We start from the raw sequence: 13,585 nt of genomic DNA on the forward strand, positions 1-13,585 counted from the left end.
CCCTTCACTTTTGTTTTCATTTTTCTATTAATCACACACGAGTAAACCATCCAAGCTCTTCAGAGATTTCACAAGCTGATTTTGTTGTTAATTTGATGATCTCGTTTAAACGTGTTCCTACAAACCTACCTTCTGGACCGGCAACACTGATCGAACCAACAACTTCATCCTCCCAAGAAAAAATCGGTGCAGCAATACTGACGGTTCCCTCTGTCGTCTCCCCATATGAGATCGCAAATCCTTGTTCTTTGATGATGGTTAGTTGCTCTTTTAATTCCTCCACATTAGGGATATACCCTTTTGTAACTAACTCTTCAATTATTTGATTTTGGGACACTGGTTTTAGGAAAGCCAATATTACTTTTTTCGAAGCAGCAACACATAAAGGTCTTCTCATCCCAATAGGCTCAACAATTTTTAACAAATGTGGTGAATCAATGCAATCAATAAAAATCCCATCACAGCCCTCTTGAACCGTTAAGTACACACTTTCCTTTGTATCAGATGACAATTGTTCCATAATCGGCAATGCAGTGTTACGGACAGAAAGATTATCTCTAATTGATAATCCTAGCTCCATTAACGAAAGGCCTAACTTATACCTTTTATTTTGGTTGTCCCTATAAACGAAACCATATTCTGATAAGCAGCTAAGGATTCTGTGAACCGTTTGTATAGGGATATTTAATTCCCTGCTAATTTCAGTAACGCTCCATTCTACTTTTTCTTCAGAAGGCTTGATCTTGTTTAAAATAACGATAGATTTACGAATGACCTCAGACATTGGCAACGCCCTCCTAATGAATCATTAGATTGTTCATTCCTTGCATTAACACAAAAAAGTAGAAAGGTTGATTTTCCGTTAGAATCGGTGTTTATTTAGACTAGAATGGTAGCTCTGATTTAACATGGATTCCCACCTTTCATATTCAAAAATATATTTTAATATTCCCATAATTAAATCCCAAGAAAAACACGTATGTTTTATATAATGAGAAAACTAGCTATTTATAGCGTAGATAATCTACTTAAAGAACAGAAACCCTATTGCATAAATTGTCTTGGTATAGCAAACCCCCGTAACCTGATGATTACGGGGGTTATCATTGATCTTTTTTCACTTCTAGGAAGATTTCTTAGAGGTTCTTTCTAACAGAGTAACCTTGTCCTCTGTGCTCCTCTGGATATGGCGACCCTGGAAACTTTGCAACATCGATACCAATTTTCTCTACCTCTTCAGGAATTCGCAATGCATTCATTTTCTTTAAAACATAGGCAACCGCATTACCTGGAAAAAAACCAATGGCGACCATAACTAATGCTCCGAGCAATTGCCCCAAAAATGTAATGTTAGGACCAACTACATTTGGGAATCCAGAAGCAAAGGTCCCCACTGCAACAACTGAATAAACCCCCTATCACTCCATGTACGGCAATCGCTCCCTAGTCAAACGGCATCACTTTTGCTTTTGCCTAAATTATTTAAACGATTTGCAAGACCAAATGCTTCCGTTCCAGTAGTTGGTTGGCCCCCCATTCTTGATCCGAAGTCTGATCCCATATCATAAGCCGCGCTCCCATGTTCAGTAATATCTAGACCTTCAATTTCAATTTCCTTCGGTACACGAATCGTTCCAAAAACTTTTGCCAAACCAACCGCTAAGACTGTTGCAACACCAACCCATACAAGGATGGCAGCAACACCAACCAATTGAATTCCTAACTGAGTAAAACCGCCACCGTTAAGGAACCCAACATCATATGAGAAAATACCAATTGCTATAGTTCCCCAAATCCCGCAAACTCCGTGGACAGCTACTGCACCAACCGGGTCATCAATTTTCAGTTTTCGATCAATAAATTGAACAGCTTCAATTAAAATTACACCTGCTATTGCACCTACAATAACTGCACTAAGTAATGACATAGAATCTGCACCTGCGGTAATACCAACGAGTCCACCTAAAGCTCCATTTAACGTTAGCGATGCATCGACACGTTTATATTTCATTTGCGAATATCCAGCTGCACCAATGACACCTGCCGAAGCAGCTAAAAGTGTGTTTGTAATTACGATTGGAACTAATTCTGGATCTGCCGCTAGAACACTTCCCCCATTAAATCCAAACCATCCCCACCAAAGAATAAAAACACCTAGAGCACCAAGTGGAATGCTGTGTGCTGGAATCGTGTTCACTTTTCCATTTGTATATTTTCCAACACGTCCCCCTAGAAAAGCAGCGACAACAGCCGCCCCTACGGCACCTGTTAAATGTAGAACAGATGATCCGGCGAAATCAATGAATCCCAACTGACTAAGCCAACCACCACCCCATGTCCAATGTCCAACAACTGGATAGATGAACACAACCATGGCTGCAGTAATAATTAAATAACTTGATAATCGAATCCTCTCAGCTACAGCACCTGAAATAATCGTGGCACATGTCGCTGCAAACACAGCTTGGAATACAAAGAATGACATATCGATATCATTTCCAGCAAGAAAAAATCCGTCTGTCCCGATTAAACCATTTGCTGAAGTTCCAAACATAATTGCATAACCGGCCACAAAATATAAAATCGTTCCTAATGAAATGGTAAGAAAGTTTTTCATTAAAATACTAAGTGCGTTTTTTGATCGTGTGAATCCTATTTCGAGCATCGCAAAACCACCATGCATGAGGAAAACAATAATTGTCGCAATAATAATCCACATACTATCTAACGTAATCGTTGCCACAGGCTCTTCTGCGCTGACAACCGTTGTCATCATCAAAAAAGTGAAAAGCAATAATAAAATTTTTCTTTTCATATAAGCATCTCCTTTTTTGTCTTAATTTATTTAAGTTATACGATTGCAGACAAACCACTTTCCCCAGTACGAATGCGAATCGCTTGTTCTATCGTTGATATAAAAATTTTACCGTCTCCTGCTTCTCCTGTCGTACAGCATTTCTTTATTATTTCAACAAGTGCCTCTACTTTTTCCTCATCTATCACGAGTTCTACTTTCACTTTAGGCAATAACGTAATTTCAAACGTATTCCCTCTAAAAATTCCTTGTTTGCCTTTTTGAACCCCACACCCTCCAACTTCAGAAACCGTTAACCCTTTTATACCGAATGTTTCAATTTCTTCTCTAAGGCGTTGAAAATATTCCGGTCTTATGATAGCCTCGATCTTTTTCATGTTTATCCCTCTTTTCAATTAAGATAGTAATATCCTCCCATAGGAAACTTTCAAAAAAATACTAGATACTATTGCGGTGCGGGAAAATATGAAACGGTATGTAACAAATTCTTCCCGTATATTTTCACACCGCAACCAAAATTGACAGAAAAAGAAAACAATATGATTGTTCCCCCTCCTTTTTTCTACACCACTTACTTAACTAGATTTCATGTTCGCAAAGCGGTTCAATCGTAAAAACGAGATATCGTGAGTTGTTTGTCCGTTTATAGATAAATCACATAAAATGCTCCCTATCACACTTGCAAACTTAAACCCGTGACCTGAAAATCCCCCAGCTACGATGACATGATCATGCTCTGGATGAAAATCAATAATAAAATCATGATCAGGAGTATTTGAAAACATACTGACTGCTCCTTTTACCAATTCTCCTGGGGCATGTGGCATATAATGTTCTAAAAACGTTCGGATATCTCCCTCATCATCGGCATAATACCCAAAATCTCGGTTAACACGGTCTGGATCACAATCATATCCTTGATCCATTCTTCCTAGTTTTAGACCTCCTCCATCAAAGTCTGGAAATCCGTAATAATGACCAATAGAGTCCGTATCAAAAACAAAGCAAGGAAAATCTTCCCCGTACAATCGTTCACCAGAAGGCTTAAACCAACCAATTGTCTTCCTCACAGGGGTAATGGGTAATTCCATAGGTTGTAATAATTTAGGAATCCATGCACCTGCAGTAGTGATTAGTTTTCCTGCTGAAAAGATACCGTTTGGCGTTGTGACATGAACTTCCTTATCTCTAACATCAATTGCAAGAACGGCTTGGTTTTCAAATACATCAGCACCAAACTTCATGGCTTCTTCTTTGTACGTTTGAATGCATGCTTCAGATAATAAAAACCCTGATTCAGGATCGTAACTTCCAATATAATGACTTGGCACTTGAATACCTGGCCAGCGCTCCATCATCTTTTCAGCATCCATCCTCTCATATGGCAAGCTATATTGGATCGAACTATCGATTGCTTCTTTTACAAAACGAGATTCAGAATGCCCAACCGTTAAAGCACCTGTCTTTTTATATAATTCTTTACCTGTTTCCTTTTCTAGTTCGCGCCACAAATTCAAAGATTCTTTTACTAACGGAACATACTTGCCACCATTTCCATATCCTATACGGAGCATTCTCGTGTGACCGTGGTGACTTCCATATTTGTTAGGGATAGCAAATTGGTCAATCATCAACACTTTCTTTCCTTTTTTAGATAAATAGTAGGAAGCAGCAGACCCCATAGAGCCACCTCCTACCACAATAACATCGTAAAATTTACTCAAAACGATTCATCCCCTTAGATTCGTTTAGAAACTTTAATTTTCTTTTAAATATTTCTCAATTTCCCACGAACTAATTTTTTCAAGGTACTCAGCCCATTCTTCTTTTTTCCTCTTAATATACGTATTCATAAAATCTTGACCTAAAGATTCTATTAACACTTCATTTTGCTCTAATTCTGTAATCGCCTCTTGTAACGTAGATGGTAATTTGCCAATTTCATTACCTAACACACTTTCTAATTCTGAATTTTCAGTTATTAATAGATCTGGATCAACCTTGTTTTTCATACCATCTAAGCCCGCTGCTAAAATCGCTGCAGAGGCAAGATACGGATTCGCATGATTGTCCATGGCACGAAATTCAATTCTACCAGCTCCTGGGCAACGAATGAGTTGAGTCCGATTGTTTCCACCATACGAGATAAGATTCGGTGCCCATGTAGCTCCTGAACTTGTCGACATCGCTGTTAAGCGTTTATAGGAATTCACAGTAGGACAAACAATCGCTGTTAGGGCCTTTGCATGTTTTAAAATCCCCCCGATAAAGTGATAGCCTACTTCTGATAGATCATTCCCCTTCGGATCGGCCGTATTCTCAAATAAATTCTGGCTTCCGTTCCATAAACTTAAATGCATATGGCACCCATTCCCTGTTAAATGAGAAAATGGCTTTGGCATAAATGTTGCGACTAAGTTTCTATCTTCCGCCATACTTTTCACCATATACTTAAAAAACATTAATCGATCAGCAGACGTTAACACGTCAGCAAATTGAAAATTCACTTCAAACTGCCCATTTGCATCTTCATGATCGGCTTGAGAAACGTCCCACTTTAACTCTTCCATATAATGAATTAACGTACTAAGAAAATCGTAGTTTCTCATTAACGCTACTTGGTTGTAACAAGGCTTATTAGCTACATCAAACGGATCAGCAGGACTATAGTTTCCCTGTTCGTCTTCCTTTAGAAGCGAAAATTCAGGCTCAACCCCCGTTTTCATTTCATAACCGAGTTTTTTCGCTTTTTCCATCACATTTAATAGAATCGTTCGTGTGCAATAAGACCAAGGAGTTCCATCCTCTGTTAACGTCCCAGCAAACCAAGCTAAGTCTTTTTGCCAAGGCAGAATCGTCATCGATCGTAAATCTGGAATACATAAAATATCTGGATCGGTTGGCCCGTGCCCCAAATCACCGACAGCAAAGCCAGCAAAGCCGGCTCCACTCTCGAGAACAGTAGAAAGTCGTTTGGAAGGGACTAATTTCGCTCTAGACGATCCATTTATATCTGAAAAAGAAGCGAGTAAGAATTGCACATTTTCTGTTTCCATTTTCTGCTTAATTTCCTCTAACATTATCGAATTGCTCGTAACAACACCGTTCATTTCCTTCACCTTCCTAACGATTTCTTTTTTTACTTTGTCACTAATTCCTTTGACTCAGTTGAATGATCATATTTCGCCCAGTAAGGTTTGCGGCTACCCATCCCAACGATCGGAACTCCTGTGATCATAGATGTATTCATTGTCAAAGAGCGTAAATCTGTTGGATCTAGATCTCCAACCTTGCTTTTCCCACATGAACGAGCGAAAATTTGCATTTCCATCGTGATGGAATTGATGTAGTTTTCCGCACGATCGGCCGCTTCTTCTGGATCTAAACGCTTCATTAATTCAGGATCTTGTGTAGCAATTCCAACTGGACATTTCCCTGTATGACAGTGGTGACAAGCAGAGGGAATCGTTCCAAGCTCTTTGTAATCTTCCACATAAAGAGACTTATTACAGTTAAGGGCAACTAGCATGGCGGTTCCAATATAAACGACATCCGCTCCTAGTGCGATGGCTTTTGCTGCATCAGCTCCGTTTGCAATCCCTCCTCCAATGATTAACTTCACTTCGTCTTTCATACCAATTTCATGCAACGCTTCTGCCGCTTCAACGACAGCAGCCACTGTTGGAATTCCTGTATGATCTAATTGGATTTCTGGAGAAGCAGCTGTGCCCCCTTCCATTCCGTCAATAACAATCGCATCAGCTCCTGCTTTTGCAGCTAGTTTCACATCATCATAGACTCTTCCTGCCCCTACTTTAATGAAGATAGGTACTTCGTAATTTGTCGCTATCCGGACTTGGTCAATTTTCACACCTAGGTCATCTGGACCCATCCAGTCAGGATGGCGACAAGGACTTCTTTGGTCAACTCCAAGAGGGAGATCACGCATATTCGCTACTTCTTCGGACACCTTTTGTCCAAGTAATGTACCACCTGTACCTGGTTTCGCTCCTTGGCTTACAACAATTTCAACGGCGTCTGCCCGCTTTAAATCATAAGGATTTAATCCGTAACGACTTGGAAGCAATTGATAGACTAACTTTTCAGAGGCTTCTCGTTCAACCGGATGCATCCCCCCGTCACCAGTACAAGTACTGATGCCAGCGCGTGTTGCTGCGATACCTAACGCCTTTTTGGCATTGGAGTTAATCGCTCCAAAACTCATCCCAGCTACCATTATCGGTGTATCAAGTACAAGTGGACGTTTTACCTTGCCTTCCCCAATTACGACTCTTGTGTCACATTTTTCTCGGTATCCTTCTAATGCAACACGTGAAAGACCAGCTGGGGTGAAGACCAAATCATCAAAAGAGGGTAAATCAAGACGCTTTGTTGCTTGACCTCGGATTCGGTAGCGACCAAGTTCTGCTTTTTCTTGTATTTCTTCTATCTTTTCCGAACTCCACACTTTGCTTTTTCTTATAATATTGTTTTCCATACGCCAAACTCCTTTTTATTAAAGTTATGAAGCATTCCGTTACAAACGATTTTCTTAAATGTCGGAGGAGCCTCCATCCCGTAGTTTTCAAGTAGCGTTTTAATTTCCATATATTCTTCATCAGAAAGCTCAACAATTTCCGTACCATTTCCTAATTCTGCGATCTCACCTGCGACGTAGATCTCGCCAGCGTACATGGAATCCCCTAGTGCTTTTCCTGCATTTCCACAGATAATCATTTTTCCTTTTTGCATCATAAAACCTGTCATGTAACCAACATTTCCACCTACAATTAGCGTTCCACCTTTTAGACCAATTCCTGCTCTAGCACCGACACTTCCTTTGACAACGACTGTACCGCCACGCATCGATGCTGCTGTGGAGGATGCTGCATTCCCTTCTACAATAATCTCACCATGCATAAGATTTTCTCCGATTGCCCAACCAGCATTGCCTTCAACCTTCGCTGTTACATAATCACAGAGACTTACAGCATAATAGCCAACATCGCCTTTATACACCAAGTTGATCGGGTCTGTGATCCCTACACCAAGATTATGACGAGCTTGTGGATTTTCTATAATAACTTCCTTTACACCCTGTTTTGCCGCTATAGCAATTTGCTCATTAATTTCTTGTAACGGTGTAACTTCGCAATCAATAACAACAGCTTCTTTTACAGATTCCATATCATAACCTCCTCTGAGCCAGGCTCAAACACACTTAAATTTTTCCCAAATCCATTTGTAATGGCCATACTTTCCGAAGCGAAGGCAACAAAGTCATCTGTTTCGGCAATGACCATTGGCTTCATACCAAATGGCTCTTTCGCTAAACCAACTTGATTTGGAGTAATCGCAATGTAACTGAACGACCCATCCAGGTCCTCTAATGACTTCTCCATGGCTTCTTTCAAATTTAAACCAGATTTGATTTTATCTACTAAGTAAACAGCAATCACTTCAGAATCATTTCCAGTTATGAATGTATATCCTTGTTTCTCATATTTGCTGCGTAGTTTTATATAATTTGTAATATGTCCGTTATGGATAATCGTTAAATCTTTCCCTGTGTGACAGGACAATGGTTGAGAATGAGAAATATCTACCTTGCTTTCTGTCGCCATTCTTGTATGCCCAATCGCTACTTGACCGTCATAATCTGAAATTTTAAACTGTGCTTCAAGGTTTTCAGCTCCTCCTAAAAATTTCAGTACTTCCAATTGATCACCGTAACTTGCCACAGATACATCGTGATCAATATTATTTATTGCTAGAATCAGTTCAGCTTCGTCCTCTACATCTTTTACGATGGCTCTTACATAACTTCCATGGTCAGAAGCCTGTTCAATCGTCACATACTCAGTTAATAGATTGATAATCTTCTCACCATTTCCTGGTTTGTCGTAGTTCACATCAATGTATAACGTGTTATCTGCTTTTGGATGTAAGAGAGCGACACCAGTTGAATCTGGGCCTCTTCTACATAGACTTTCAAGCATCTTAACTACTATTTCACCAGTCTTTTTCTCATGTACTGAATTTTTGTAAATGAGTCCTCCAATTCCACACATATTCATCCACCTCATCCAAATTTTTTATGATTCTTCTAAGTTTAGTCTAGCACTGACTATTCCCACTTTTCAGTTATTTACCTCATCATGTGAGAAAAAGTTATCTTTATTTGTTAGATTTTCTCTTGTTTTTTCCGTTTTCTTGATATTCCCATGTTCATAGCTACTAATTATATTGTTCGAGCCAACCGAGTTCCTCTGAGACATCACAGGACGCTCTCGTTGTTAATTTAATAAATTCATGCAATCTAGTACCAACAAATCGATGCTCAGGGCCAGCTACACTGATCGAACCGACGACTTCATTTTCCCACGAGAAAATGGGAGCAGCTACACTCACCGTTCCTTCTGTAGTTTCCCCATGAGATATAGCAAACCCTTGGCTCTGAATAATTTCTAATTCTTTTAGTAAATCTTCTTTACTAGAAACGAGCCCCAATTTATCTAATTTATTAATTACCTTCTGCCGTTTTTTCGTCTGAAAAAAAGCAAGAATCACCTTTTTGGATGCAGCAACACATAGTGGTCTTCGCATTCCAATAGGTTCTGTAATTTTTAATAACTGTGGTGAATCAATGCAGTCAATAAAAATTCCATCATGTCCTTCTGGAACCGTTAAGTACACACTTTCTTTTGTTTGAGATGCTAATTTCTCCATAATGGGTAAAGCTGTATTCCGGACAGAGAGATTATCTCTAATGGATAAACCTAATTCCATGATGGATAATCCCAATTTATATTTTTTGGTCTCACGATCTCGAACCACAAATCCTACATCAGTTAAGCAACCTAATAGCCGGTAAACGGTTTGTAAAGGCATATTTAGCTTTCGGCTAATTTCTGTAACACTCCATTCCTCTTTGTCTTCAGTAGGCTTAATAGCCGTTAAAATAGAAATGGTCTTTCTAATCACCTCAGCCAAAATGACCCCTCCCATATCAAATACTATGAATTTTCAGTTATCAATTTTTGGTCTATGGCCAAAAGGGTATTTAAGAAGACATTGGCAACTTTTTCAATATCCTCTATCGTACTAAACTCTTCCGGACAATGACTTTTCCCATCAACACTCGGAACAAAGATCATGCCGCTATTTGTAATAGAGGCCATATGAGTTGCATCATGCCCGGCCATACTCCCTAGCAAAAGAGATTCATATCCTAACTCTTTAGTAACTTTCTCCGTTTGTTCGATCAGAAGCTGAGACATCGGTGCTGGGGCTTGATCAAGTAGAACAGAGCGCTGAAGGCCGATCTTACGCTTCAGTTGAATTTCATTAACTTCATCTTCCCACAGAGAAAGCACTTCTTTGATTTCCTCTTTTGTTTTCCCTCGAATTTCTAGAGTGAAAGAAACTTCTGCCGGTATGATATTGGCTGAGTTAGGAGAAACGTTCATTTTTCCTATCGTTCCAACGACTTCGTTTTCGGGATAACGAGAACAAACTCTTTCTAATGCCAAAACCATTTCAGACGCTGCTGTTAAAGAATCTTTTCGATCTTCCATCAACGTTGTTCCCGCATGATTTGCTTCTCCTAATACGGTCACTTCTTCACGATAGATTCCTGTAATAGCTGTCACTACCCCGACCGGAATGTGCTTATTCAATAACCGTTTCCCTTGTTCAATATGTACTTCTAAGTAAGCTCCAATCTCATTTGGACTTCGCACGGCACTCTCGAACGCGTCCGGGTCTCCTCCTGCACGTGTTAGAGCCTCTGTTAGCACATTTCCATTTGAATCTATTACTTGTTCAATATCTTTTTTTTTCAACCTTCCTGTTATCGCACGACTTCCAAAAGTAGAAAGCCCAAAAGGGTTCGGCTCTTCGGCACTAAACGAAACAAGTTCAAACGGATGGTACGTAGTAATCTTGTTCTCTTCTAAGACTTTCATCACTTCTAGAGCTATTAACACACCAAGAGCCCCGTCATACTGCCCTCCATTTGGGACGGTATCAATATGAGATCCGAACGTAATGGCAGGTAATTGGCTAGCTTTCCCTTCTCTTCTAGCCCAAATATTTGCTGCCTCATCTACTTTTACTTGAAGATTCATGTTGATTAAAGATTCTTTTAACCATTCCCTTGCAGCTAACTCCGCTTTCGTAAAAGTCGTTCGGTCCAAACCTCCTTTTTCGTTCTTCCCGAATGTTGCTAGTTCTTTTATCGTTTTGTGTAACCTCTCTGTATTAATGCGGTAATTGGTCAAATTCATTTAAATGCACGGCTCCTTTCTAACAATGAATGATGATAGTTAGAATCCTCTCACATTTGTTTCCTATTACAAATAAATAATAACCATATTTTGAGAGAAATGAAGTTTTTATGTGATGTAATGTGACAGTGAACTACCACTTTCTAACTTGAAAGATAACTTCAACTTGATTAAAGCAAAAGTAAAAGGCTAACCATTCCCTACCTAATTCTCATCACCGATTTGCTTACTGATTACACAAAAACCCTTTCACAAATAGCTCAACTACTTGGCCTTACTGCACCAGAAATGACTGCACTGATTGGTGGTATGCGTGTTCTAGGTACAAACCACGCTGGTACTGAACACGGCGTATTCACGGATCGTGTAGGCACACTGTCTAACGACTTCTTTGTGAACTTGCTTGACATGGGTGTAGAATGGAAACCTGTGGATGGCGACGTATTTGAAGGTCGCGACCGTAAGTCAGGTGAAGTCGTACGTACAGCAACGAGAGTGGATCTTGTATTCGGATCGAATTCTGTATTACGTGCCATCGCAGAAGTTTATGCTCAAGACGATAACAAAGGGAAATTTGTCAATGACTTTATCGCTGCTTGGGTGAAGGTCATGAACGCAGATCGGTTTGATCTCAAGCTTAAGAAAGCTGAACTAACGAGCAATTAAGTGTAAGGAAAAACCGCCGTCAGTTTAGTGACGGCGGTTTTCTTATGGTAGATTAATAGTAGTCGCACGCTATCTTTCTAGCCAACTTGACTATTATTCTGTCGGAAGTGGAAAATTTCACTGTCGGAACTGGTCCATTTACTGTCCAAACTCCTTATCTTTCTGTCGAAACGACATTTATGAGTGTTGGCACAGTGCTGTTCACCAATTCGAGTCGCCCGCGGAAAGCGAAGTGTATTAATAGACGACTTCCATCATTTGTATTTGTTATTAGTTAATCGAATCATATTCCACGATAATTTCGGCAAAATACCAACTACCTTACCACTTTCCATATATGATTCTCCCTTATTATGTGGTTTTACTTCTTCCTTCCCTAATGTATTGGTTGCCTTTGGATCATCATTCTGTAATACTACATGTTCTTTTACTTCATACCCTTCAAATGAACGAGCATCAATATCCACTTGTAATGTATTTTCCATATGACGGTTTGTCGCAAAAATAACAACTTCATCTTTTTCTTCATTATATACGACAGATGAATCTAAATAAGGGACATCAGTAAAGTCAGTGCTGTCATATTTAGGTGAGTGAATTAATGGCTTAAGTGCCACCCCTCTACCATAAACAGAAGTGTAATAAAAAGGATAGAAAATCGTTTGCTTCCATGCTCCTCCACCATTCTCTGTCATGATTGGAGCAATGACATTAACTAATTGCGCCATTGCTGCAATCTTTATACGATCTGAATGGCGAATCATTGTATTTAACATACTCCCGACAAGAAGAGCATCCTCAAATGTATATACGTCTTCTAATTGAGGCGGTGCAATTGACCACGGTTCTATTTTTTTATCTTGCTCATTGGAATGAAACCAGACATTCCACTCATCAAAACTTAAATTAATGGTTTTCTTACTCCGCTTTTTTGCTTTTATATAATCACAAGTCGAAATAACCGTTTGAATAAAACTTTCCATTTCCATTGGGCTAGCTAGAAAATTGGCTGTATCATTATTTCGATTACCATAATATTTATGCAAAGATATATAATCGCTATATTCATAGGTATGATCTAATGTTATTGCCTCCCACTCTGGGAAGGTAGGCATCCCCGATCCAGAACTTCCACAACTTACCAATTCTATTGTGGGGTCTACTAAACGCATTGCTTTTGCTGTTTCTGCTGCTAGCCGACCATATTCAACGGCCGTCTTTTGCCCAATTTGCCATGGCCCATCCATTTCATTTCCAAGACACCATGTTTTTATATTATGGGGTTTCTCATATCCATGTTGTTTTCGTAGTTCACTCCATGCTGTACCACCAGCATGATTCGTATATTCCACTAGATTTCTAGCAGCATCTATACCTCTAGTTCCTAGGTTAACTGCCATCATTACTTCTGCATTTGCTTTCTTTGCCCAATCTATAAATTCATTGGTCCCAACTTGGTTCGTTTCAATTACACGCCAAGCCAATTCAAGTCTATGTGGGCGTTCCTCTTTTGGGCCAATACCATCTTCCCAATTATAAGCAGACACCATGTTTCCACCAGGATATCTAACAATTGATACTTGTAACTCTTTCACTAAATCAATGACATCTTGTCTGAATCCTTGTTCATCAGCACTTGGATGCCCTGGTTCATAAATCCCACCATAAACAGCACGTCCGAGATGTTCAATAAATGAACCGTAGATGCGCTTATCAATTTTGGAAATTACAAAATCTTTATCGATCACCATTTTTGCCTTCGATAATACTCTGCTCATTTTCCCTCAATCCTTTCTCCAGTACTTGCCACTTCTAT

At 39.6% G+C, this 13,585-nt stretch carries 13 protein-coding genes; 1 reads left to right on the forward strand and 12 read right to left on the reverse strand.

Going from position 1 to position 13,585, the window contains the following annotated elements; all coding sequences use genetic code 11:
• Positions 1–31 precede the first annotated feature (31 nt).
• The 11 genes from MF646_RS15420 to MF646_RS15470 all read right to left on the reverse strand — a co-directional run bounded on the left by MF646_RS15420 (position 32) and on the right by MF646_RS15470 (position 11,103).
• Positions 32–784, reverse strand: coding sequence for an IclR family transcriptional regulator (locus tag MF646_RS15420; protein ID WP_250097406.1), 753 nt, complete (start codon positions 782–784; stop codon positions 32–34).
• A gap of 352 nt (positions 785–1,136) precedes the next feature.
• A complete protein-coding gene (locus MF646_RS15425) occupies positions 1,137–1,394 on the reverse strand; it encodes an ammonium transporter (protein WP_250097407.1) in 258 nt (85 codons plus the stop codon).
• A gap of 53 nt (positions 1,395–1,447) precedes the next feature.
• The gene (locus MF646_RS15430) at positions 1,448–2,815 is read right to left on the reverse strand and encodes an ammonium transporter (protein ID WP_250097408.1); all 1,368 of its coding nucleotides are present in this window, start codon (positions 2,813–2,815) and stop codon (positions 1,448–1,450) included.
• 35 nt (positions 2,816–2,850) lie between these two features.
• Positions 2,851–3,192 (reverse strand): P-II family nitrogen regulator, encoded by a 342-nt coding sequence (locus tag MF646_RS15435; protein ID WP_250097409.1) that lies wholly within the window; start codon positions 3,190–3,192, stop codon positions 2,851–2,853.
• Positions 3,193–3,390: 198 nt separating this feature from the next.
• Positions 3,391–4,539 (reverse strand): N-methyl-L-tryptophan oxidase, encoded by a 1,149-nt coding sequence (gene solA / locus MF646_RS15440; RefSeq protein ID WP_250097410.1) that lies wholly within the window; start codon positions 4,537–4,539, stop codon positions 3,391–3,393.
• A 33-nt stretch (positions 4,540–4,572) separates the two neighbouring features.
• Positions 4,573–5,925 carry a type III glutamate--ammonia ligase gene (glnT, locus tag MF646_RS15445; protein WP_250097411.1) on the reverse strand — a complete coding sequence of 451 codons (1,353 nt, stop codon included), beginning with the start codon at positions 5,923–5,925 and terminating at the stop codon, positions 4,573–4,575.
• Between the two features lie 29 nt (positions 5,926–5,954).
• On the reverse strand, positions 5,955–7,313 hold the full coding sequence (locus tag MF646_RS15450) for an FMN-binding glutamate synthase family protein (protein WP_250097412.1): 1,359 nt from the start codon (positions 7,311–7,313) through the stop codon (positions 5,955–5,957).
• Positions 7,295–8,002, reverse strand: a complete 708-nt coding sequence (locus MF646_RS15455; RefSeq protein ID WP_250097413.1) for a GltB/FmdC/FwdC-like GXGXG domain-containing protein — start codon at positions 8,000–8,002, stop codon at positions 7,295–7,297. Before MF646_RS15455 ends, MF646_RS15450 begins: the two co-directional genes overlap by 19 nt.
• A complete protein-coding gene (locus MF646_RS15460; RefSeq protein WP_250097414.1) occupies positions 7,990–8,886 on the reverse strand; it encodes a class II glutamine amidotransferase domain-containing protein in 897 nt (298 codons plus the stop codon). The genes MF646_RS15455 and MF646_RS15460 overlap by 13 nt, the downstream gene beginning before the upstream one ends.
• A 166-nt stretch (positions 8,887–9,052) precedes the next feature.
• Positions 9,053–9,799: an IclR family transcriptional regulator gene (locus MF646_RS15465; protein ID WP_250097459.1), complete on the reverse strand. Its 747-nt coding sequence runs from the start codon at positions 9,797–9,799 to the stop codon at positions 9,053–9,055.
• Between the two features lie 32 nt (positions 9,800–9,831).
• Positions 9,832–11,103: a Zn-dependent hydrolase gene (locus MF646_RS15470; RefSeq protein WP_250097415.1), complete on the reverse strand. Its 1,272-nt coding sequence runs from the start codon at positions 11,101–11,103 to the stop codon at positions 9,832–9,834.
• Positions 11,104–11,298: 195 nt separating this feature from the next.
• Here MF646_RS15470 and MF646_RS15475 point away from each other — a divergent pair, with 195 nt between their 5' ends.
• Entirely contained in the window at positions 11,299–11,769 is a 471-nt protein-coding gene (locus tag MF646_RS15475) for a peroxidase family protein (protein ID WP_338035506.1), read from the forward strand.
• Between the two features lie 254 nt (positions 11,770–12,023).
• On the opposite strand, the gene arfA is transcribed toward MF646_RS15475, so the two are convergent.
• Positions 12,024–13,547 (reverse strand): arabinosylfuranosidase ArfA, encoded by a 1,524-nt coding sequence (arfA, locus tag MF646_RS15480; RefSeq protein ID WP_250097416.1) that lies wholly within the window; start codon positions 13,545–13,547, stop codon positions 12,024–12,026.
• Positions 13,548–13,585 lie beyond the last annotated feature (38 nt).

It is taken from the genome of Halalkalibacter alkaliphilus, from assembly GCF_023555415.1.
Classification (GTDB): Bacteria; Bacillota; Bacilli; order Bacillales; family Bacillaceae_D; genus Halalkalibacter; species Halalkalibacter alkaliphilus.

Excerpts from the sequence above, each read along its gene's own strand:
- MF646_RS15460 (WP_250097414.1), bottom strand. The coding sequence starts at position 8,886 with ATGTGTGGAATTGGAGGACTCATTTACAAAAATTCAGTACATGAGAAA.
- MF646_RS15430 (WP_250097408.1), bottom strand. The coding sequence starts at position 2,815 with ATGAAAAGAAAAATTTTATTATTGCTTTTCACTTTTTTGATGATGACA.
- glnT (WP_250097411.1), bottom strand. The coding sequence starts at position 5,925 with ATGAACGGTGTTGTTACGAGCAATTCGATAATGTTAGAGGAAATTAAG.
- MF646_RS15435 (WP_250097409.1), bottom strand. The coding sequence starts at position 3,192 with ATGAAAAAGATCGAGGCTATCATAAGACCGGAATATTTTCAACGCCTT.
- MF646_RS15455 (WP_250097413.1), bottom strand. The coding sequence starts at position 8,002 with ATGGAATCTGTAAAAGAAGCTGTTGTTATTGATTGCGAAGTTACACCG.
- MF646_RS15450 (WP_250097412.1), bottom strand. The coding sequence starts at position 7,313 with ATGGAAAACAATATTATAAGAAAAAGCAAAGTGTGGAGTTCGGAAAAG.
- MF646_RS15470 (WP_250097415.1), bottom strand. The coding sequence starts at position 11,103 with ATGAATTTGACCAATTACCGCATTAATACAGAGAGGTTACACAAAACG.
- arfA (WP_250097416.1), bottom strand. The coding sequence starts at position 13,547 with ATGAGCAGAGTATTATCGAAGGCAAAAATGGTGATCGATAAAGATTTT.
- MF646_RS15420 (WP_250097406.1), bottom strand. The coding sequence starts at position 784 with ATGTCTGAGGTCATTCGTAAATCTATCGTTATTTTAAACAAGATCAAG.